The 20,935-nt window shown below is 67.9% G+C and carries 24 protein-coding genes and 1 tRNA gene; 6 read left to right on the top strand and 19 right to left on the bottom strand.

Annotated features, from left to right (window positions below; translation table 11 throughout):
• Nucleotides 1-282: 282 nt before the first annotated feature.
• Nucleotides 283-2,577, top strand: coding sequence for a transglycosylase domain-containing protein (locus RV986_RS23950; protein ID WP_475919362.1), 2,295 nt, complete (start codon nt 283-285; stop codon nt 2,575-2,577).
• 275 nt (nt 2,578-2,852) lie between these two features.
• Here the strand turns inward: RV986_RS23950 and RV986_RS23955 are convergent, their stop codons facing one another.
• The gene (locus RV986_RS23955; protein ID WP_475919363.1) at nt 2,853-3,317 is read right to left on the bottom strand and encodes a GatB/YqeY domain-containing protein; all 465 of its coding nucleotides are present in this window, start codon (nt 3,315-3,317) and stop codon (nt 2,853-2,855) included.
• A gap of 173 nt (nt 3,318-3,490) precedes the next feature.
• Here RV986_RS23955 and RV986_RS23960 point away from each other — a divergent pair, with 173 nt between their 5' ends.
• The 3 genes from RV986_RS23960 (at nt 3,491) to RV986_RS23970 (ending at nt 5,499) form a co-directional block, all read left to right on the top strand.
• Nucleotides 3,491-4,417, top strand: coding sequence for a metallophosphoesterase (locus RV986_RS23960; protein WP_475919364.1), 927 nt, complete (start codon nt 3,491-3,493; stop codon nt 4,415-4,417).
• A gap of 179 nt (nt 4,418-4,596) precedes the next feature.
• The gene (locus RV986_RS23965; RefSeq protein ID WP_475919365.1) at nt 4,597-5,397 is read left to right on the top strand and encodes a Pr6Pr family membrane protein; all 801 of its coding nucleotides are present in this window, start codon (nt 4,597-4,599) and stop codon (nt 5,395-5,397) included.
• A 28-nt stretch (nt 5,398-5,425) separates the two neighbouring features.
• A tRNA-Pro gene (locus tag RV986_RS23970) sits at nt 5,426-5,499 on the top strand.
• 77 nt (nt 5,500-5,576) lie between these two features.
• Here RV986_RS23970 and RV986_RS23975 read toward each other — a convergent pair.
• From RV986_RS23975 to RV986_RS24050, 16 genes are all read right to left on the bottom strand, one after another.
• Entirely contained in the window at nt 5,577-6,743 is a 1,167-nt protein-coding gene (locus tag RV986_RS23975; protein WP_475919366.1) for a site-specific integrase, read from the bottom strand.
• Nucleotides 6,740-6,961 (bottom strand): helix-turn-helix domain-containing protein, encoded by a 222-nt coding sequence (locus RV986_RS23980; protein ID WP_475919367.1) that lies wholly within the window; start codon nt 6,959-6,961, stop codon nt 6,740-6,742. The genes RV986_RS23975 and RV986_RS23980 overlap by 4 nt, the downstream gene beginning before the upstream one ends.
• A 252-nt stretch (nt 6,962-7,213) precedes the next feature.
• Nucleotides 7,214-8,635, bottom strand: coding sequence for a DNA primase family protein (locus RV986_RS23985; protein ID WP_475919368.1), 1,422 nt, complete (start codon nt 8,633-8,635; stop codon nt 7,214-7,216).
• Complete coding sequence (locus tag RV986_RS23990) at nt 8,632-8,976, bottom strand: hypothetical protein (RefSeq protein WP_475919369.1); 345 nt, start codon at nt 8,974-8,976, stop codon at nt 8,632-8,634. The genes RV986_RS23985 and RV986_RS23990 overlap by 4 nt, the downstream gene beginning before the upstream one ends.
• An 89-nt stretch (nt 8,977-9,065) precedes the next feature.
• On the bottom strand, nt 9,066-9,971 hold the full coding sequence (locus RV986_RS23995; protein ID WP_475919370.1) for a bifunctional DNA primase/polymerase: 906 nt from the start codon (nt 9,969-9,971) through the stop codon (nt 9,066-9,068).
• Between the two features lie 89 nt (nt 9,972-10,060).
• Entirely contained in the window at nt 10,061-10,393 is a 333-nt protein-coding gene (locus RV986_RS24000; protein ID WP_475919371.1) for a hypothetical protein, read from the bottom strand.
• 15 nt (nt 10,394-10,408) lie between these two features.
• A complete protein-coding gene (locus RV986_RS24005; RefSeq protein WP_475919372.1) occupies nt 10,409-10,732 on the bottom strand; it encodes a hypothetical protein in 324 nt (107 codons plus the stop codon).
• A gap of 192 nt (nt 10,733-10,924) precedes the next feature.
• Nucleotides 10,925-13,045 carry an FtsK/SpoIIIE domain-containing protein gene (locus tag RV986_RS24010; protein ID WP_475919373.1) on the bottom strand — a complete coding sequence of 707 codons (2,121 nt, stop codon included), beginning with the start codon at nt 13,043-13,045 and terminating at the stop codon, nt 10,925-10,927.
• Nucleotides 13,046-13,154: 109 nt separating this feature from the next.
• Nucleotides 13,155-13,331, bottom strand: coding sequence for a pRL2-8 (locus tag RV986_RS24015; RefSeq protein ID WP_475924401.1), 177 nt, complete (start codon nt 13,329-13,331; stop codon nt 13,155-13,157).
• A complete protein-coding gene (locus tag RV986_RS24020; RefSeq protein ID WP_475919374.1) occupies nt 13,328-13,645 on the bottom strand; it encodes a hypothetical protein in 318 nt (105 codons plus the stop codon). The genes RV986_RS24015 and RV986_RS24020 overlap by 4 nt, the downstream gene beginning before the upstream one ends.
• 43 nt (nt 13,646-13,688) lie before the next feature.
• Entirely contained in the window at nt 13,689-14,798 is a 1,110-nt protein-coding gene (locus RV986_RS24025) for a DNA cytosine methyltransferase (RefSeq protein WP_475919375.1), read from the bottom strand.
• Nucleotides 14,795-15,691, bottom strand: a complete 897-nt coding sequence (locus RV986_RS24030; protein ID WP_475919376.1) for a DUF2637 domain-containing protein — start codon at nt 15,689-15,691, stop codon at nt 14,795-14,797. The genes RV986_RS24025 and RV986_RS24030 overlap by 4 nt, the downstream gene beginning before the upstream one ends.
• Nucleotides 15,688-15,885: a hypothetical protein gene (locus tag RV986_RS24035; protein ID WP_475919377.1), complete on the bottom strand. Its 198-nt coding sequence runs from the start codon at nt 15,883-15,885 to the stop codon at nt 15,688-15,690. Before RV986_RS24035 ends, RV986_RS24030 begins: the two co-directional genes overlap by 4 nt.
• Nucleotides 15,885-16,328 carry a Pycsar system effector family protein gene (locus RV986_RS24040; RefSeq protein WP_475919378.1) on the bottom strand — a complete coding sequence of 148 codons (444 nt, stop codon included), beginning with the start codon at nt 16,326-16,328 and terminating at the stop codon, nt 15,885-15,887. Before RV986_RS24040 ends, RV986_RS24035 begins: the two co-directional genes overlap by 1 nt.
• Entirely contained in the window at nt 16,325-16,591 is a 267-nt protein-coding gene (locus RV986_RS24045; protein ID WP_475919379.1) for a DUF6284 family protein, read from the bottom strand. Before RV986_RS24045 ends, RV986_RS24040 begins: the two co-directional genes overlap by 4 nt.
• Nucleotides 16,592-16,680: 89 nt before the next feature.
• A complete protein-coding gene (locus RV986_RS24050; RefSeq protein ID WP_475919380.1) occupies nt 16,681-16,830 on the bottom strand; it encodes a hypothetical protein in 150 nt (49 codons plus the stop codon).
• A 412-nt stretch (nt 16,831-17,242) separates the two neighbouring features.
• Here RV986_RS24050 and RV986_RS24055 point away from each other — a divergent pair, with 412 nt between their 5' ends.
• Both RV986_RS24055 and RV986_RS24060 read left to right on the top strand, forming a co-directional pair.
• Nucleotides 17,243-17,578: a GntR family transcriptional regulator gene (locus RV986_RS24055; protein ID WP_475919381.1), complete on the top strand. Its 336-nt coding sequence runs from the start codon at nt 17,243-17,245 to the stop codon at nt 17,576-17,578.
• 157 nt (nt 17,579-17,735) lie between these two features.
• Entirely contained in the window at nt 17,736-18,983 is a 1,248-nt protein-coding gene (locus RV986_RS24060; RefSeq protein ID WP_475919382.1) for an XRE family transcriptional regulator, read from the top strand.
• Between the two features lie 286 nt (nt 18,984-19,269).
• On the opposite strand, the gene RV986_RS24065 is transcribed toward RV986_RS24060, so the two are convergent.
• Nucleotides 19,270-20,496, bottom strand: coding sequence for a site-specific integrase (locus RV986_RS24065; protein WP_475919383.1), 1,227 nt, complete (start codon nt 20,494-20,496; stop codon nt 19,270-19,272).
• Nucleotides 20,497-20,570: 74 nt separating this feature from the next.
• Nucleotides 20,571-20,780: a helix-turn-helix domain-containing protein gene (locus tag RV986_RS24070; protein WP_450622815.1), complete on the bottom strand. Its 210-nt coding sequence runs from the start codon at nt 20,778-20,780 to the stop codon at nt 20,571-20,573.
• Between the last annotated feature and the right edge of the window lie 155 nt (nt 20,781-20,935).

A 20,935-nucleotide genomic window follows, 5' to 3' on the forward strand; every position in this document is an offset into this window, starting at 1 on the left:
GTGCGGGTGCGCGCGCTTCAGGTCTCGTCCCCGGATGATCGACTGCCGGCGCCGGTCCTCCGCCGCCGGCTTGGCCGGACTCGCCGTCACCTGCCCGTCCGGACTCGCCACCACCTGTCCGTCCGGACTCGCCGTCACCTGCTCGGCGGACTCACCTTCATCCGCTCAGCACACTCACCGTCATCCGCTCGGCCGGACTTAGAATCACGATCCGGCACCCGAAACATCCCGAGAAGCACCCGCTCCATCAGAACGTTCATCACTACGGATTAGGCTGCCCCCATGCCAAAGAAGCGCTCGGGCGGTGGTCTGTCGCCAACGCAGCAGGCCGCCAAGTTCCTCGGTGTCAGCGTGCTCGCGGGAGCAGTCATGGCCGGAATCGCGTTGCCCGCAGCGGGCGCGCTCGGTCTCGCGGCCAAGGGTTCCGTCCAGGGATTCGACGAGATTCCCGACAACCTGAAGAGTCCGGCGCTGAGTCAGCGCACCACCATCCTGGACAGCCAGGGCGGTCAGATCGCGACGGTCTACTCGCGCGACCGAACGGTGGTCGACCTCAAGAACATCTCGCCGTACATGCAGAAGGCGATCGTCGCCATCGAGGACTCGCGCTTCTACCAGCACGGCGCGATCGACCTCAAGGGCATCCTGCGCGCCGTGAACCAGAACGCGCAGAACGGCGGGGTGGCCCAAGGTGCCTCCACGCTCACCCAGCAGCTGGTGAAGAACTACTTCGTGGAGGAGGCCGGCGACGACCCGACGAAGGTCGCCCAGGCCACCCAGCAGACCCTCGGCCGCAAGATCCGTGAGCTCAAGTACGCGATCCAGCTGGAGGAGAAGCTCGGCAAGAAGAAGATCCTTGAGAACTACCTGAACATCACGTTCTTCGGAGAGCAGGCCTACGGCATCGAGGCCGCCGCCCAGCGCTACTTCTCCAAGCCCGCCAAGAGCCTGAACCTCCAGGAGTCGGCGCTGCTCGCGGGCATCGTCCAGTCGCCGAGCCGGTACGACCCGGTGAACGACGAGGCGGAGGCCGTCAAGCGCCGCAACACGGTGCTGCAGCGCATGGCCGAGGTACACGACATCTCGCAGCAGGAGGCCGACAAGGCCAAGGCGGCGAAGCTGGGCCTGAAGGTCAGCCAGCCGAAGAACGGCTGCATCACGGCCATAAAGGGCGCGAGCTTCTTCTGCAAGTACGTGGAGAGCGTGTTCCTCAGCGACCCGGTCTTCGGCAAGACCAAGGAAGCCCGGGCGAAGGTCTGGAACCAGGGCGGCCTGACCATCCGTACGACGCTCGACCCGCAGGCCCAGAATTCGGTGCAGGCCTCGATCAAGAGTCACGTCAACAAGTCGGACTCGGTCGCCACGGCGGCCACGCTGGTCGAACCCGGCACCGGCAAGATCGTCGGCATGGGCCAGTCGAGGCCGTACGGCTACGGGAAGAACGAGACGGAGTACAACTACTCGGTCGACCGTGACATGGGCGGTTCGAACTACGGCTTCCCGACCGGTTCGACCTTCAAGCCGTTCGTGGCCGCGGCCGCGCTGGAACAGGGCCGGCCGGCGACCCAGAAGTACTCGTCGCCGTACGAGATGGCCTACCCCAGCCCCGTACAGACGTGCAGCAGCAAGCCCTGGACCAACCAGAACAACGAGAAGCTGTCGAACGAGAGCACGGCGGAGAAGGGGCCGTACGCGCTGAAGACGGCGATGGCCAAGTCGGTCAACACCTACTTCGTGCAGATGATCTCGGACATCGGCATCTGCCCGGTCGTGAAGATGACCGACAAGCTGCACGTCGTGCAGGGCAACGGCGACAAGCTGCCCGAGGTGCCCGCCATCACCCTCGGTTCCAAGGGCATCTCCCCGCTGACCATGGCGAGCGCGTACGCCACCTTCGCCTCCCGGGGCATGTACTGCACGCCGATCGCCATCGAGTCGATCAAGCAGCAGGTCGACGGCAAGCAGAAGTCGCTCGAAGTTCCGAAGTCGACCTGCACCCGGGCCATGTCCGAGAAGACCGCGGACACCGTCAACACCCTGCTGAGCGGTGTGATCGACTCCGGTACGGGTCAGCAGGCCGGTCTCTCCGACCGTGACAACGCCGGTAAGACGGGTACGACGGACGAGCGCAAGAACGCCTGGTTCGTCGGCTACACGCCGAACCTGTCGGGTGCGGTCTGGGTCGGCAGCCCCAAGCAGAACGTCAAGATGACGCAGATCCGCATCGGCGGCGTCTACCACGACCTCGTCTACGGCGGCCAGGTGCCCGGTCCCATCTGGAAGGACGCCATGACGGGCGCCCTCTCGGGCAAGGAGTCCCCGTCCTTCAACCTCGTCGACATCCCCGACGAGAAGGAGAAGGACCAGAACGACGAGAACAACGGCGACAACGGCGGAAACGGCAACGGGAACGGGAACGGGAACGGGAACACCACGAACGGCAACACCATCAACGGGAACACCATCAGCGGCAACAGCAATAGTGGCCAGAACGGTGGTGGGTTCCCGAACCCTTCGTTCTCGATCCCCGAGGGCTTCATTCAGGGGCAGGACGGCACCGGGGGTCGCAACAGGTAACCCTCGGTAACGACGCAGCCGTCGGCCCCGTCACTCCCCCATCAGGGGGACGGACGGGGCCGACGGTTTTTGATGAGCGGATCGGTACGGGGACGGTACGTTCCCGCGCTGCTGGTACTGGCACTGACAACTGGCACTGGCACTGGCACTGGCACTGGGTGCTCGTCCTGGTACGGGTTCCTGTCGAGCCTTGAGGCCCTGCTGACGGGGATCTCTCCGCTGAACCTGAACCTGACACCTGGACCTGCGCCTGGACCTGTGCCTGGACCTGTGCCTCAGCCCGCGAGCAGCTTCTTGACGGCGGCTGCGACGCGACCGCCCTCGGCCAGCCCCGCGACCTTGGGGTTCACGATCTTCATGACCTGCCCCATGGCACGCGGCCCCTCGGCACCCGCCGCCTTGGCCTCCTCGACGGCCTGCGCGACGATCTTCTGGAGCTCCTCGTCGGACAGCTGCTTGGGCAGGTACGTGGCGAGAACCTCCCCCTCCGCCTTCTCGCGCTCGGCCGACTCGGGACGCCCGCCCTGCGCGAAGGCGTCCGCGGCCTCACGGCGCTTCTTCGCCTCGCGGGTGATCACCTTCTGTACTTCGTCGTCGGAGAGCTCGCGCTTCGTCTTGCCCGCGACCTCCTCCGTGGTGATCGCGGCGAGGGTCAGCCGGAGCGTCGAGGAGCGGAGCTCGTCGCGCTTCTTGATGGCGGCGTTGAGGTCTTCCTGCAGCTTCGACTTGAGCGTGGTCATGTCGTCGATTGTCGCAGGTGCGATGCGGCGGTCGCCTGTTGATTTCGGCTGCCGATTTCAGCTGCCGATTTCAGCTGCCGATTTCGACTGCCCCTTTCGGCGCGGGCGTGCGTGGGCCCGGGGTTGTCCACAGGGAGGCACGCGGGGGTCTCGGGGTCTGACACGATGGACGTATGCGCGCGCGATACGGAGTACCCCTGGGAATCACGGCGGTGGGCGCCGCCGGACTGTTGTACGCGGCGGGCTTCGAGGTCCGCTCGTTCCGCCTCCGGCGGGTGACGGTCCCGGTCCTGCCACCGGGTATGCGGCCGCTCCGCGTCCTCCAGGTCTCCGACATCCACATGGTGAGCGGTCAGCGCAAGAAGCAGCGTTGGCTGCGCTCCCTGGCCGGCCTGCGCCCCGACTTCGTCATCAACACCGGGGACAACCTCTCCGACCCCGAGGCGGTCCCCGAAGTCCTGGACGCCCTCGGCCCGTTGATGGAGTTCCCGGGCGCGTACGTCTTCGGTTCGAACGACTACTACGGCCCCAAACTCCGCAACCCCGCCCTGTACTTGATGGAGAAGTCCCAGGGCCGCCATGGGCTGAACGGCAACAAGCCGGCCGTGAGTGCCGTCCACAACCCGTGGGAGGACCTGCGCGACGGCTTCGACACGGCGGGCTGGCTGAACCTGACGAACGCCCGCGGGACGCTGAAGATAGAAGGCGCCGAGATCGAGCTGACCGGCCTCGACGACCCGCACATCAAACGGGACCGCTACGCGCGCGTGGCCGGCGGCCCGTCGGAGTCGGCCGACTTCTCGCTCGGCGTGGTCCACGCTCCGTATCTGCGCACACTCGACGCGTTCACCGCGGACGGATACCCCTTGATCCTGGCCGGGCACACCCACGGCGGCCAGCTCTGCCTTCCCTTCTACGGCGCCTTCGTCACCAACTGCGACCTGGACACGGAGCGCGTGAAAGGCCTGTCCACGCATACGGCGGAGGGGCGTACGTCGTATATGCACGTCTCGGCGGGCTGCGGTACGAACCGCTATACGCCGGTACGGTTCGCGTGCCCGCCGGAGGCGTCGTTGCTGACGTTGGTGAGCCGGTCGTAACGGATGGGTCGAACGTAGCGAATGGGGCGGACGTGGCGGATGGGACGGAGCATCGCCCCTCGCCGGAACCGGAAGCGGATCTCCCGCCGGGACGGCAGCGCAGCAGCACGCCAGCGTAGCCGTAACCCGCCCAGATGCCCCATATGGCCCGATTCACCCGCCCCGCTTAGCGTAGGGGCATGATCGCTCCGATCCCCAAGGACATACCCGACCTGCCCGCGGTTTCGGGCATCCCCACGACACCCCCCTCCATCGTCCCGGCGACGGCGGTGGTGGCCCCCGTACGCCACCGGCCGGCGGCGACACTCCGCCTGCTCGTAGCGCTCGTGGCGGCGACGGGAGTGGCCATCGACCTGCTCCTGGGCACCCCACGCCACGTACTCAGCTACTTCTCCATCCAGAGCAACCTGCTGATGGCGGTGGTCTTCGCCGCCTCGGCCCGGCGGGCATGGACGGCCCGCCGCCCGCTGCCCGCGGCACTCACCGGCGGCACACTGCTCTACATCTCGATCACTGGCCTGGTCTACCACCTGGTCCTGACCAAACAGTCCGGCGGCTTCTCGATGACCGGGGACACCACCGCACTCACCGGCTGGCAGCCGGTCGCGAACCAGATCCTGCACACGGTGACCCCCGTCGCCGCGGTGATCGACTGGCTCCTCCTGACCCGCCCAGCCCCGTTCGCGATGCGCCACGCGACCATCTGGCTCCTCTACCCCCTCGCCTACCTGGCCTTCTCCCTCACCCGCGGAGCGATGCTGGCCCCCGGCACCCCGGAGCGCTACCTCTACTCCTTCGTGGACCTCGACCGCCACGGCTACGTCGGCATCCTCGGCAACACCGCGATCCTCGGCCTCGCCTTCTACGCCCTCTCGCTCCTTGTCATCACCCTCGACCACGTCCGCCCAGACCCGCTCCGCCGCCGCGGCCGCCTCCCCGAAAACCGGATTTCGTCTCCGGCCACCGGTGGGCTAAAGTAAACGACGTCGCCGCGAGAGCAGCGACAATCGGGGTGTAGCGCAGCTTGGCAGCGCGCTTCGTTCGGGACGAAGAGGTCGTGGGTTCAAATCCCGCCACCCCGACAGCTAGACAGCAGGTCAGAGGGCCCTTACCGAATCGGTAAGGGCCCTCTGGCGTTGCTGCGTGACTAACTGCGTGACTACCGCTTCGGACCGGCGCCGAAGATGCCGTCCATGGCGGTCGCCCCGGACTGGATCACTGGGCGGATCTGCTTCCGGTAGACCTCTTCTGTGACGGCCGTACTGGAGTGACCGACCAGGCGGGAGATCTCTTCCAGTAGCAGGCCGTTGTCAGACAGGATCGAGACGAAACTCTGCCGAAGCTCCCGGGGCGTCCACTCCTGCGGGTTGATCCCTTCGACGCCCTTGAGTGCCCGCCGGAACTCGCGCCGCACGTTCGCGGAATCCAGCTCCGTGCCGACTGCCGACGTGAAAACCAATCCGGTCTCCTGCCACTTGTCGCCGGCGGCGAGCCTCTGCCACCCCTGACGCTCCCACTGGATCCTGAGTGCGTCGATGGCACGGCCGGGCAGTGCCAGGGTCCGGCGGGACTTCTTGGTCTTGGTGTCGCCAGAAACACGAACCGAGCGCCAGACCGCGATGTGTGGCGGGAGCGCTGGCTTCGCCTTCGGGTCTCCGTCAAGGTCGACGTGATCCCACCGCAGGGGGCGGATCTCTTCCGTACGACCGCCGGTGAGAAGCGACGCGACGATGTACGCGTACAGCGGGGAATTCGCGGCAGCGTCCAACACCCCTTCCGCCTGTGCCAGCGTCAGGGACTTCGACGGCCGACCGGGCTGACCGGTGGGGACCGAGCACAGATCTACGACATTGCGCTTCACCTTGTCCCGCGCCATGGCCCTTCTCACCGAACGGTTCAGGCAGGAGCGAATCCCTTCAAGGGAACGTGTGCTCAGTACCTTCGCCTTGTCGGCAAGCCACTTGTCCACGTCGTCCGCGCTGAGGTCTCGGAGCTTCCTCGCACCGAGGGCCGGAATGACGTGGGTGTTGCACAGAATCGTGTTCGTGGTGATGGTCCCCTTGTCCCGACCGGCGAGCCCGTAGGCAAGCCAGTCGGTCACCGCGTCCTTGACGGTGTAGTTGGTGGGCGCGATCGCTAGACCGTCCTCGTAGTCCCGCAGCACCTCTTTCAGCTTTTCCTTGGCTGCGGTCTTGGTCTTGCCACTGGCTCGCTTCACGATCCGCTTGCCGCTCGGGTCGAAGCCAAGGCTGGCCGTAGCTATCCAGCGTTGGCGCTTGTCGTCCCAGTGGAGACCACCGTCTCCCCTGCTGCGACGCTTGCTCACTTACTTTCTCCTGCCTCGCGCTCCAACAGAGCGGCGTACTCGTGAATGGCGGATACGGGTATGAGCCGAGCGCGCCCCTCCTTGACCGTGCGGAGACGGCCGGTGCGTATCAGGCCGTAGATGACGGTTCGGCTCATGCGCAGGACGCGTTCGGCGTCCGAGATCTTGTAGAAGACGGGCTCAACGGACGTGGCTCGCTCCGGGAAGGCGAGAGTCATGACGTCTCCAGGACGCTTCGGCGCACACAGACGCGGTCGGCGGGGTGTGGTTGGCGTGACAATGTCGTGGGTCGCGGACCATCGCGGACCACTCCCTTTGACCTGCGGTTTTATGGGGATTGGCGTGCGGACCATCGCGGACCACCTGTGGGGGCGTGGTCCGCGATGGTCCCGCTTTTGGGGGTGCTGAATGCGCAGGTCAGATGAGGTGGTCCGCGCCGGTCCGCGACCCAGCGGAATGCCGGTGGTGCTCTACTCGGGTTCGTCCTGGGAGGAAGGCCGCAGGGTGAGTCCGGTGTAGACGCGGATGCGGGCGCCGTCCTCGCGGGGGCGGGTGAGAGCGAGTTGTGGGACCACGGAGAGCAGGTTGCGGCCGAAGATCTGTTTCGAGCCGGGTTTGACGTTGTTGTCCTCGGCCCACTCGCGCCAGACGGCCCACAGGTTGTCCACGGGCACGGTGCATGCGGGGCCGGTGGTGCAGCGTTCGCGGACGAACGCACTGGTGGGTGAGGCTGTGTCCCGCATGGTGGTGACCGCGTCGCGGCTGGAGGGCGGGTTGGTGATCCGTCCCGTGCGCTGGAGACGGGCCAGTCCGTCAAGGGCCCAGTTGAGGATGCCGGGCATCTCGGCGATGAGCCGGTCGATGAGAGTGGGATCTTCCTTGCCGAGCCATGACAGGCGTGTGCTGAGCAGGATGAACCGGTTAGCGATGACCCCGGATGAGTCGCCGAAATGCGGCAGTTCGTTGGACAGGATCATCAGCCGGGTTGGGAGCTTGCCCGTCCAGGGCTGGCGGTATTTGCGGTCGATGTCGATGGTGTCCTCACCGGAGATGGTGAGCAGCCGTTCGACGACCTGACTGCTGTCGTTGCCGGACAGACGGGCGTCGGAAATCACCGCGAGGGGCTTGCCGACCAGGGTGGCGAGTCCGAAGTTCGTGCCCAGTCCGGCGAGGGTGGGGCCGGCAAGGTTCTCCTTGCCGACCAGTGCCTTCAGGACGCGGACGATGGTGCCCTTGCCGGAGCGGGACGGGCCGACGATCAGAAGAATCTTCTGTTGGTCGGTGCGACCGGAGACGACGTAGCCGAACCACTCCTGTAGTGCGGCGATGGCGTCAGGATCGTCGGGCCAGATCTGCGCCAGGAAGCTTTCCCACGTCGGCGCGGTCGCGTCGGGGTCGTAGGTGAAGGGCACGGACACGAGGTTGAAGAACTCCGGCCGGTGGGGCAGAAGCGCGCGGTCCTGGATGCGCAGCAACCCGTTCTGACAGGCCACGATGGGCCCCTCATCCTGCCCCGTGGCGCCCTGGTCATCGATCCACGCGGGGGCGTCGGTGTCGGTGGGCAGCAGGGTGATGGCCCCGAGGGCGTCGAGGAGGTTGCCAATCTTCTGCTTGGTGGGTGCCCAGTCGCGTTCCTCGGTCTGCCCGTCCTTGCCCGGTGCCTGGTAGATGGCGTGTTCGAGGCGGGTGTACATGGCGGCGCGGATCTGCGCTTCGTCCATCTCGCGCCAGCACGAGCCGTTCCAGCGCATCCACGATGCCCGCCAGCGCCGGCACACGAGCCGTCCGTCCTCGGTCTGCCAGTCGGGCAGCAGCCGGCGGGCCACGGCCAGGGGATTGGTGGGCGGGGGCAGTTCCTCGGTCTCGGTTGCGGTGGCGGGGCGGTTCATCATGCGGCCGTCCTCCCTTCAATGAGCGGAGCGGGTGTTCCGGTGCAGGCGTCCTTGTGTGCGCCGTAGTCGGCAGCCAGCGCGGCCACGGCGTGGGCCCCGGTGGCGGTGCGGGTCTGCCCGCAGGCGCAGGCGTAGGCGGCGTTCGGGGTGTCACCGTGGCGCTTGGACCAGCGGGCCCCGTCCTTGTGGTGGCGGTAGACGGGCGGGACGTAGATGCGGATACCGGGCCGATCCGGCGTGGGGTCCTCCGAGCTGCCGCGCGTGGCGGTGTCGGGGAACGGCTTCGGGCGTTGAAGAGCTGAAACGACGCCCTGACGGGCGACGGCTGTCCGCTCGCCCACGGCTGCCGGGGGTGTGGCCGGTTGGGCGGTGCGGGGGTGGTCCGGGGTGGGTGTAGTGCTTTTACCTGCGGGGCGGGGCTGGGGGGCGCTCATGCCGTCTTCCGGGGCCAGGCGGTGCGGATGGAGTAGTCCAGGGCCTTGCGGATGGTGTTGCGGCACTCGGCCGGCGGCAGTCCCGCCGACTCGCCCCCGCGGGTAAAAGCCGCTTCGACGGTGGCGCGGTCGAGGTCTCCCCAGGCCACGAACCGGCCCACGGCCCGTACGGCGCGCAGGAGTTCGGCCTGACGTCCGCCCTCGGCGGTGGTGGCCACGGCCGTGACCTCACGTTGCAGTACCGCTGTGGCGTACCGGTCGGTGTCGCGGGTGGGCATGAGCAGGACCGGGGTCATGGCGGGCCTCTGAGGGGCCGTCAGAGCCTTTTGGAGCCATTCGGGCAGGTTTGTAACGGGCTCATCACCCAGGGCCGCGTACGGGCCTTGTGGTGTGATGCTGCCGGGGGCGACGACCTGTCCGCCCCATGCCCGGGTGTCGACCTTGGGCGTGAGCGTGCCGGTGGTGTTGGTGAACCGGACACCGGGCGGGGCGGTGAAGTACAGGTGTTCTCCGCCGCTGGGGGTCCGGATGCGGCGGGTGGTGGGGACGGTCTGCCCGGCGCGCTCGCAGAGCGCCAGGAAGTTCGCCGCGCCGTCAGGCGTGCCCTCTTTGTCTTTGGGCTTGAGGGTGTCGAGGTCGACGACGAGCAGGCCGGCGGGGCCGGTGGCGATGCCGACGTTGAACGGGCCGGTTGCCCAGCAGCGTTCGATGCGGGCGGGGTCGGTGGTGGCGCGTTGCTCGAACGTGCGGTGCCCGTCGGTGCAGTCGCCGGTGCGGGGGCAGCGGCGTTCGCCGTGCAGCGCGGGGACTTTGCTGCGCGGGTGCAGGGGGATGACGGGCCAGCCTCGTGCGGCGGCTTCCAGTGCCGCACGCAGCAGCGCGGAACGGGGGCCATGGGTCATGCTGGATGCCTCCAACAGGTCTGTTGTGGACTGGTTGGCAAGGGCGGCCCCGGATCTTTGGCGAGACGAGGGGGCCGCCCTTGGCGTAGCTACTGGTCGTTGCTGAGGGTGCGGGCGTACTGCTGGCGGACGTAGGTGCGCGGGTCACGGATCACGCTGGGCTTGTCCATGTCGAGCAGGTACAGGGCCGCCGCGGTGGCGGTCTCGGTGAGGTCGCCGGGGGTGTCGGGTTCGTCCAGGAGCGCGATGCGGTCCAGCAGCGCGGCCTTGCGGAGGTAGAACTCCCGGTCCAGCGCGGTGAAGCACTTCAGGGTGGCGAGCGTGCGGGCCGTCCATCCGATCTCGTCGAGGATGCTGGGCGCGTTCGCGTACGCCTGTTCGGGCGTCGGGGATGGCTCGTCGGTGATGCGGTGATGGGGCATGGCGGTGGTCTCCTGTCAGCGTTTGGAACCCAAGAGTTTGAGGCTGATGCCGCCGATGCTGATGGGGCCGGTGGCGGCGGCGATGGCGGTCGCGGTGTGGACGGCGAAGTCGAGCAGCGCGAGGAACGCCGCGACGGTGGCGAACACGCCGATGGCGCCCGCGCCGGCGACGGCGAGGGGGAACAGGTACTGGCGCAGGGGCCGGCCGGTGGCGTGGTCGGTGGTGTGAACGACGATGACGACCGGGCTTCCGGTGGCTTCGGCGCGGCGGTAGAGGTCGGCGGGGATGTGCGGGGCGAGGCTTGCGGGCGGGTCGCGGCGGGCGGGCTCGGGCAACATGCGGAATCCCTTCTCGGAACGGTGCAGGGAGGCAGGACCACCCCCTTGGAGGGTGGCTGTGGAGGGGGTTTTCGGGGGTCTGGCCTGCGGGCCTCCCTGACTCCCTGAACGATCATTTGTGCAGCTCAGGGGCAGGGAGGCGGGTCAGGGAGTTCTCCCTGCCTCCCTGGCCCGCCGGGGGTCGGCTCCCTGTCATCCGTCGGCGGAAGCGGAACCCTCGCTGTCGCGGTTGGTGAGGGCGCGGGAGACGCGCTCGGCACCGACGACCATGCGGCCGTCCGACTTGTACGGCTCGGCCCCGGTGCCGTCCAGGACGCGCTTGAGGTCGATGAACGACCAGGCGCCGTAGGTGTCCGCGTCCAGTACGGCCAGCCGCTTGAGGACGTCCTGAGTGAGCACGCGCGGCTTGTCCCCGAGCACGCTCGCGATGTCGGCGAGCGGGTCTCGCTCCTCGCCCTTGTCGACCGCGCGCAGGGTGGTGATCCCGGCGCGCAGCGCCTTGGCGCGGTCGGTGATGACTTCGGCCGCGTCGTCGTCGATGTAGTGCGTGCGCACCGTGATGGACGCCTGCCCGGCGGGAATGTCGATGCCGGAGGAGGCGAGGACCAGGGTTCCCTGATCCAGGCCGGGGCGCAGCAGGTTGGGCGCGGCGCCCCCGTCGACCGCCTTGTCCCCCAGTGCCATCCGCGCCTGTGACTCTGTGCCGAGTGCGAGGGAGGCGCGGGTGTGGGCGCCTTCGCGGACGAGCTTGGGGAGGTTCTGGTCGGTGGGGTCCTGGGTGCCCTGCCACATCAGGACGTCGACCGCACGGCCCTGGTTGTGGATTTTGCGGACGGCCATGTAGTACCGGGATGTGGCCTTCTGGCCGCCATAGGGCCGCTTCTCGTCGTCCTTGATCGGGCACATGAACGCGACCTGTGCCTCGTCGACCAGCACGATGAGCGGCGGGAACTTGGTGCCGGGCGGGGCCTGGATGCGGCGGTTCATCTCCTCCACCGCGCCCTCAACCATCTCGGTGACCTGGATGACGTGGTCATCGGTCGGGCCCTGGATCAGCACGTTGGCCAAGCCGTCGAACATGGCCCAGTCACCCACACCCTTGAGGTCCCCCATGAGGAACTGCACCGACTTGTCGAGCGACAGCCACAGCGCCAGGGAGCGCAGGGCCACGGTCTTGCCCTGGTTCGACAACCCCGTGATCAGCAGATGCCGCTGATACACGCTCAGCGCCGCCGCGTCGCCGCGCAGGTCCTGACCCCAGGGGGCACGGCCCTTGGCGTAGTCGGCGGTCATCGTCTCGTCCGTGACCAGCGGAGACGGCCCGATCGGCTCATCCAGCGCCCCGGAGTCGGCCACCCACAGCCGCACCGTGCGGGCAGCGGTCGGGATGGTGATGAACACCTCGTGCTCATGCCGGGACAGGTTCTCGGCGAGCTTGCGGCGCCGGTTCTGCACCTCGTTCGTCGACACTCCGGAGGGGAGGGTGACGTCGACTTCGACGCCGCATCCGGCGATCCGGATCGGTCCGAGCATGCTCGCGCCGGCGTCGCCCATCTCCTTGATGGCCGTGCGCAGCGCGGGAACCCCCAGGTCTCGCAGTGCCTTGACGACGATGGACGGGGTGATCGGCTCACCCTCACCGTTGCGGACGTTCGCGGGAAGTGCCCACTGGGGTGCGGCCTGCTGCTTGCTGCCGACCGTCCACAGGGCGAGCAGGGCCAGGAAGGGGCCGATCGTGAGGGCGGGGCCCCATACGACCTGCACGATCCGGATCAGCAGGTTGATGAAGTCGATCGTCGCGTCCAGGGGGGTCAGCACGTCGACGGGGCGTCCCGTGTTGATGGCCATCACGACTCCGAGCGCGATCAGGACCCCGATGCTGACCCCGGTCCCGACCGCGAGACCCTTGGCGGCCTCAACCGGGGAGTGGAGGAGGTCCATGCGGCGGTGGTGGCGGGCGGCACGGAAGCGCTGCAACCGCTCCTCCCACTCCTCGGCCGCTTCCAGGTTCCCCGCAGCCTCCGCCGTACGGATCATGCGCTCGTAACGGGCCCCGGTCTTGCCGTCCCAGGCACGGCGGGCCACGATCCGGCCCCCGTTGAACGTGTAGAGGCCATGACGGGCCACCGCGCGGGCGGCACTGCGGGTGATCTCGTGCGTGACCGCGCCCTTGACGGCGCGCCCGGAGCGCACCCACAGCGGCACCAGAGGCGCGGGCGGGGCATCGGGGACCACGGTCAGGACCGTGGGCATCACGTCCGACTCAGGGCCGGTCGGCGGGGTTTTGACGAGAGGAACGACGTTCTCGGTCATGCTGGAACTGCTCCTGACTGCCCCTTCGGGGGCGGGAGTTGGAGAGAGGGCGCCGGGGTGGCCGTGTCCGTGGAAAGAGGCGGGCACCCCGGCGGGCCGTACGGGCTGGTCAAAACCAGCGGGAAGACTTCTTGGGCACGACGTTCGGGCAGCCGTTGACGAGGTGGTCGACGCACTGCGGGCAGTCCTGCCGGGGGCGCAGGTGGCGGTGTACGCGCCTGTCGTGGGCGTGCTGCCAGCACTGCGGGCACTCGCCAGGCGGCGTGTCCGTGCCAGCCACGGTCACCACCACCCCGAAGACTTCTTCGCGGCCTTGGCGCGGGCGGCTTCCGTGGTCAGGCGCTGCTTCTCGCCGTACAGCGCGGTCAGTTCGGCGTTCAGCCGGGACATGACCGAGGACTCGATCGAGTCCATCCGGCTCTCGGCTCCGTCCGTGCCGCGGCCCCGGTGGACGCTGCGGGCACCACCGGCCAGCGCACGCGTCATCGAGAGGCGTTCACGGCTGGTCAGCGGCCACCACTCACCCCTCTGCACCGCTTCCAGCTTGTTCTGTATCCGCTGAATCTCACGGTCCAGACGGCGGATCTCGGACTTGCCCATGGTCAACTCCCCTTGAGGGATGTGTGGTTGAGGGTGGGCCGCGTCACGCGGCGAGAGGGCCGGACGACTGCCCGGCGGCGGTCAGGGAGCGCAGTGCGGCTACCGCCTGTTGCGGCATGACGCCGTTGCCCAGGGCCTTGAGCTGTGCGGAGCGGGACAGGCCCGGCACGGCGGTGACGTGGCCGTCGTCCAGGCCCATGAGCCATTCGACGAACGGCGGGTTCAGTCGTCCCAGAGCGTCAGTTGGCCGGGGAGCGGGGCGTCCGAGGACGGTTTCCCAGCGCGCGACGGCCGGTCCGTAGACGCCCCAATCCGGTGTGCCGCCGAGGGGAGTGTCAGGTCCCCCTTGCTCCCGCGCTGGTTGGGTCCGCCCTTCTCTCCGTCCGACGCCCGCGGGGTCGGCAGCAGACTCGCCACCTCCGCTGCCAGGCACTTGCCGTGCGTCCCCGCCTCCTGCGACGGAGTACGGCGCGTCTGCCGGTTCTCGTTCTCCGACGCGCGCGGGGTGGGCAGCAGCGAGACGACGTGGCGCAGGTTCATCCCGCCCTGCGCCGCGTGCCCCGGACCGGTGTTCTCCGACGTCGAAGGAGTCGGCAGCAGCGAGGTGACGGCCGTAGGGAGCTGTCCCCGCTGACCGCCACCCCGCCAGTCCCGCGCCGCCGGTGTCGGCAGGCCAGGCGTAGAAGAACAGGCGTTTGCGCTGGTGAGCGGCACCGAGGTCCGACGCGCGAAGAGTGCGCCACTCCGCATCGAACCCGAGGGCGGCAAGGTCTCCAAGCACGGTGTCGAAGCCGAGTGAAAGGTGCCCTGCGACGTTTTCAAAGACCGCGAGGCGGGGTCGTAGAACGCCAAGGGCACGGGCGATGTGGGGCCAGATGTGCCGGGCATCAGCGGTTCCCTTCCGTTTGCCCGCGCTGCTGAACGGCTGGCACGGATACCCGCCGATGTAGACGTCGACGGGTTCCACGTCGTGCCAGTCGACGGCGGTGATGTCCCCCAGGTTCGGGACGTCGGGGTGGTGGTGGGCGAGGATGCGGGCGGCGCCGGGGTCGTTGTCCGCCACCCACGCCAGCCCCCCGCCGAACACGGCCTGGACGGCCATGTCCAGACCGCCGTAGCCGGTGCACACCGAGCCGATCCGCAACCCGGTCATACCGTCACCGTCCCGCCCCCGGCGGCCCGCTCGGCACGCAACGTGTCACGCAGCATCCGGGCGTTGGCCGGTGCAGTGTGCACTTCGAGGCGGATGCCCTCGGCGGTGAGCTTGGCGTCCGGCCAGCCGGCCGTCGCCTTCCGCGCCTCATCGAGCAGTTGATCCGGTGTGCGCCTGGATCGGGTCGGCCGGGCGACGGCGGGAACCCGACCGGTCGCCCGACGCGGCCGGACCGACGCGGCCGGTACGGCACTGCTCACGATCGGCTTGACCGGAACCGGGGCGGCGGTGGGCATCGGCTTGAGCCCCGGGGCCGACTTCAGGAAGCCGACCGCGACCGGATCGGGCACCCGCAGCGCAGCCGGAAGGGCGGGCGGCGGGGTCGATTCAGGCAGGTCAGCCATAGACCGTTTCCTTGCGGTCTCGGCAGATTCCTCCGCATTCACGACCGGGGCCGGGGTCGGGGTGGGGTGGTGGTGCAGCACCTTGGCGACCAGATCGGAACCGAAGTAGATCGAGCCGACCGGGAGCGAGGTGGCCAGCAGCACGAGCGCGTAGTTGGCGGGGTCCCAGTCGGCCAGCCGTCCCCAGTCGACCGACGCGCCGTGCAGCTCGGGGATGAGACCGTGGACGTAGTTGAGGACCAGCGAGGCGCCCGTGTAGGTGCCCAGCACCCGCAGCGCGAACGTGCGCGCCGCATCGGTCAGGACCAGCGTCGCAACCAGGGCCAGCGCCATCAGCCCGTCGACCACGAACGGATAGAGCATCGCGGCCGTCGTGTCCGCGCCGATCGCACGGGCGATGTCCCGCAACGCGTTCCACGACACCCGAAACGCCATACCGACCACGACGACCAGGGCCACGACCAGGAAGGCCTTTCCCCACCGGCTCATGCCGCACCCCAATCGCGCTCGCGCAGGTCGAGGAGCTTGTTGATCTCGCGGTGCGTCAAGGCCTCGTTCACGCGGTCACCGGCCAGCGCGTACCCCCGTGCCATGACCACGTTCGCCTCAAGCGCCCGGTGCAGGAGGGTGAAGAAGTCCGTGGCCTTCGCGGCGCGGGGACCGTAGACGATCTCGTACAACATCACCACGCACCCCCCACGGCGAGCAGGGCCGCGAGGATGAGCAGCGCACCGCCCGCGCACGTCAGGTCGACCGCGCGGCGCAGGCACGTGAACTTGGCGACGGCGGTCCGGGACAGACCCGCGATGGCCGAAGCCTGGTCCTCGGCGAGGGTGGCGCTGATCTCCTCGGCGGTGAGCGTCGCCCACAGCGGGAAGCCGTGCCGGCCGCTCAGGTTCGGGCGCACCGACCGCAGCAGCACACCAGCCGCGGCGATCAGCAGGCCCATCCCGAGCCCGCCCACGACGTACGCGGGCACCGTCAGGGGCACGCCCTTGGCGACCGTCCACGATCCGGCGAGGACCGCGCCGACGAACGCCAGCAACAGACCGGTCTTCGTGTCGGTCCGCGCGATCTCCGCCTTCACCTCCGCATGCGCGGCCGTGAGGCTGACCGGGGCGCTCACGCTCCCACCCCCGGGCGGAGCGTCGTGGCCGTGTTCGCCAGGTCGCGGCGGGCGGCCAGCAGGTTGCGGCGGGCCCGGCGGATACGCCGCGCGTCCACCTCGTTCGGGGTGCGGTCCAGCGTGATGATCTGCGCGTCCAGCAACTCGACTTCCGCCAGGATCAGCGGCATCTCAACCGAGATGGCGCCCAGCTCAGCGAACGTCGGCTCGCGGTCGGGAAGGCCGACGGTAACAGTCGCCTGATCAGCAGCGATGTGCTTCATGGGTCGTGGTTCCTCTCACAGGTGGAACGGCCCGAAGCGGCGCCCGGGTTGCACCCCGGGCGCCGCGCGCCGTTGATGTGGTGGGTTGGTCAGCTCGTGTGGCCGTAGGCCTCGTTCAGCTCCGCCACCGCGTCCTTGCACTCGCCGGACGTGATGCGGTCGTAGACCTCCTGACCGCGCTGCACGGCTTCCGGGGAGGTCAGGTCGGTGGTGGACTCCTGCGACTTCATGCCGAACATGTGTGACTCCTGAGGTGTCGTAGGTGTGGGCCCACCGAATGGAACGGCGGACCGAGTGCCCCTACCTGCTTTGCTGCGTACGCCCGTGGTGGCCGGGCAGAGGCTGAGTGATCTCTTTCGGGGACGCGACTGCCGGATCAAGGAACAGCTCGCTAGGGCCCCGTTGTAGGCAGAGACCTAGACCTCTCGGTCTGCCATCCGGACTGCCAAGGGATCGCCTGAAACAGACGACTGTCCGGTGCCCTCCCCCCGTCCGCTGCGGGGCTCCTGGTCGTGCGGTCTTGCAGGTCAAGCTCTTGTCAGCCCCGAATCGGGGTTGACCTCTTGCTGACTAGCTTGCACTAGTCTGCTGTGGTGCACAACCCATACGGAGTGATGCGCGCTAGTTCACTGTGGTGGGTACGCTCAGAGGATGACTGTCACAGGAGGTCCGAAGCCCAAAGCGGTGCAGGTCGCGGACGCGCTTCGCGAGGACATCAAGAGGATGAAGCCCGGGGAGAAGCTCCCGTCACAACGAGACCTGATCGACCGTTTCGGCTTCGCCAGTCAGACCATTCAGAACGGGCTGGCCGCGCTTCGGGCCGAAGGACTCATCGTCTCGGCCGGGAACCTCGGCAACTTCGTCAGTGACGGGTCAAACCCGACCGGCGACCTGCGCGACGACATCACGGAAATTCGCTCCCAACTTCAAACGTTGACCGAACGGCTCGAAGCTCTCGAAAACCGCTCCGCACCGGGTGATGCGTGATCTGCAATCAGCATGGGAGGTACGGGATGCGTGGAACAGGTGGCGCACCAGGGACGGCATACGCGCCCGGGGACATGTCCGGTGACACCCCCCTGTCCCCTTCCCTGTCCCCCCTGCTCGTGCGCGAGACTCGGAGCAGGAACCCGGAGGAGGGCACATGACCGACGACAGGCCCGCATGGGCTCGGCGCATCGCTGCCGAACGAGCGGCGCGGGACTGGTCGCAGCGTGACGCGGTCAAGGCCCTGCGTGCGCACGCTCCCGCTGAGCTTCCGGCGGACGAGAGCATGATTCGCCAGTGGAAGCGGTGGGAGTCGGGCCAGATGCCGAACGACTTCTACCAACCGATCATCGCGGCCCTCTTCGGCACCGTGACACACGCGCTCTTCCCCGCGCCTTCGCGGCGTGACGGGGGCAAGGAGATCCTCGCCGTCAGCGGCATGGAAACCCTCGAAATCATGAGCCGCCTCAACCGCTCCGACGTAGACAACGGCACGCTTGACGCGCTGCGAATCACGGTGGACCGGCTGTGCTCGGAGTACCCGTTCATGCCGAGCGCGCAGCTTCTCATCGAGGGTCGACAGTGGCTTCGCCGGGTGGTCGACCTGCACTCGAAGAGCCTCACGCTTACCCAGCACCGGGAAGTACTCGCGCTGTCCGGTTGGCTCGCCCTGCTCGTCGGCTGTGTCGAGTACGACATCGGTGACCGCCACGCCGCTGAGTCGACGCGCCGTGCGGCCCTCTCGCTCGCGACCGAGTCCGAGCATGCCGAAGTAGCCGGGTGGGCCCACGAGATGCGGGCATGGTTCGCCCTCACGACTGGCGACTACCGGGGCGTCATCACTGCCTCGCAAGCCGGGGCAGAAGTGGCACCGCACCACAGTGTGGCCGTGCAGTTGGCAGCGCAAGAAGCCAAAGCGTGGGCACGGATCGGGGACCGCCGGCAAGTTGAGGTGGCCTTGGACAAGGGGCGGCGACTGCTCGAAGCGATGCCGCACCCCGAGAACCTGGATAACCACTTCGTGGTCGACCCTGCCAAGTTCGATTTCTACGCGATGGACTGTTACCGCCTGGTCGGCGAGGACAAGCTCGCTCGCACGCTCGCCGAAGAGGTGCTGAGGGTCGGTACCGACTTCGACGGGATCGAGCGTTCGCCGATGCGGAACGCGGAAGCACGGGTGACGCTGGGCGTCGCGGCGGCGCGTGAAGGTGACTTGGAGCAGGCACTCCTCATGGGCGAACGCGCCCTTCAAGGCGACCGGCAATCGGTGCCGTCGCTCATCATGACCAGCCGCGAACTCGCTGCCGAGATGCGTCGCCGGTACAGCGCCGAACCAGCGGCGCAGGGCTACCTCTCACACCTGCGAGCGCTCGCCGAAGAGAAGCCCGGTTTCATGCCCCGATGAGCCGTCTCGATGGGTCGCGCTCCCGACCGAACGCACTCGACTATGCGTGTCTAACTGCGTGACAACGACCGCGTACGGTGGCGCACGTCCACGCACGTTCAGGGACAGCCCCCGCAGGTCAGCGCCGCGCCCGTCCCTGGCCCGACGACTACCAAGATTGCTTCGGGACGAAGAGGTCGTGGGTTCAAATCCCGCCACCCCGACACAGGTCAGAGGCCCATTCGCTTGATCGCGAATGGGCCTCTTTCATGCACGGGGGGCCAAACAGGGGGCCAAAGGGATTGAGTCAGGCCACCGCGTCGCCCTCTTCCTCGCCCTCCGCGTCCTCCCCTTCCTGATTCTCGGCGAAGATGTCGTCCATCGCTTCGGCACCCTTCGTGATCACCGGTCGGAGCTGCTTGCGGTAGACCGCCTCTGTAGTTGCCTGGCTCGTGTGTCCGACCAACAGCGCGATGGTCTCCAGCGGGATGCCATGGTCAGAGAGCAGAGACACGAAGCTCTGCCGCGTCTCCCGAGTCGTCCACTCGTGCGGCTTCAGGTCGACGCCAGGCAGCTTGGCGGCCTTGGCGATGATGGCGCGGAAATCGCGCCGGACGTTGGCAGCATCGAGCGGTTCGCCGCTCCGAGTCGTGAACACGAGCCCGCTCGGGTCCCACTCCTTCCCTTGCGCGGCCCGCTCCTGCTTCTGCCACCGCATGTGTTCTTCGAGTACTTCGACCACCATCTTCGGCAGAGCGATAGTCCGTCGGCTCTTCCTGGTCTTGGTCTCGCCGTGTTTGCGCACCGAACGCCACACTGCGACATGGGGCGGGATGTTGTTCGCTGTCTCCAGGAAAACGTGATCCCACGCGAGGGGTCTCGCCTCTTCTGTGCGCACGCCGCTGAGGAACGAGAGCACGAGGTAGGCGTACAGCCGCGACGGCCGGGCAGCAATGAGTACCGCCTTCGCCTGCTCCAAGTTCATCGCCTTGCTCGGACGGCCGGGGCGCCCCTCCGGTGCGGTGACGAGTAGGGCGACGTTCCGGGCGGCCTTGTCCCTGCGCTGAGCATGCGAGATGGAACGGCGAAGGATGGCGAGCAGGTCCCGCAGGGTGCGCGTCGCGAGGAATTCGGCCCTGCCGTCCAACCAGTCGTCCACGTCATCCGCGCTGAGTTCCTTCAGCTTGGCCTTGCCGATGAACGGGATTAGGTGCTTGTTCGCCATCGAGCGGTTCTTGCCGATGGTGCCCTTCACGTCGCGCCCCTTAAGCCCGCGCTCCAACCAGTCGTTCACCGCGTCGGCCACGGTGTAGTTGGCCGGCGCCTTGACGCCGGTCTGCACCTCCTTCTTCAAATCCCGGATCTTCTGGCGCACTTCGGTCTTCGTCTTGCCGTACACCTTCGGTCGACGGCGCTTGCCGTTCGGGCCGTGTCCCAGGGAAACGGCCCCCACGAAACTCTTCTTGGCCGGGTCCCAATAGATGGTGTCCGCACCATGGCCAGCCCTTTGGGCGCGCTTCGGGGTGTCGGTCATGCTCTGTCGTGCCTCCATAGCGCAGGGCCGCACCCTGAAGGGTGCGGCCCTGCGCAACTCGGGTGATGGGAAGTTCAGGCGGTGGCTTCTGCCTCGCGCTTGAGGAGTTCGACGTACTGCGAGATGTACTCAGGCGGCACGAGTCGACGACGACCGATGCGAACGGTCTGGAGTCGTCCGAGGCGTATTTCCTCATAGACCATCGAGCGGCCGATCCTGAGAGCTTTTGCGGCCTCTTCGGGCCTGTAGAGGAGTTGTTCAGCAGGTGCGGTGGCGGTGCTCATCCGGCGATACCTCCTCAGCGGGGAGTCGGAGGGCTCTGCCCCCTCCCGTCAAGTCCGCTACTTCCGCTACCGCCGCTACGTCGCAGGTCAGGGGCCTGCCTGAGGTAGCGGGAAGGGGTAGCGGTAGCGGACGGGTAGCGGCGGGGTAGCGGCAA

The sequence above is a fragment of the Streptomyces sp. RLA012 genome (genome assembly GCF_056270325.1).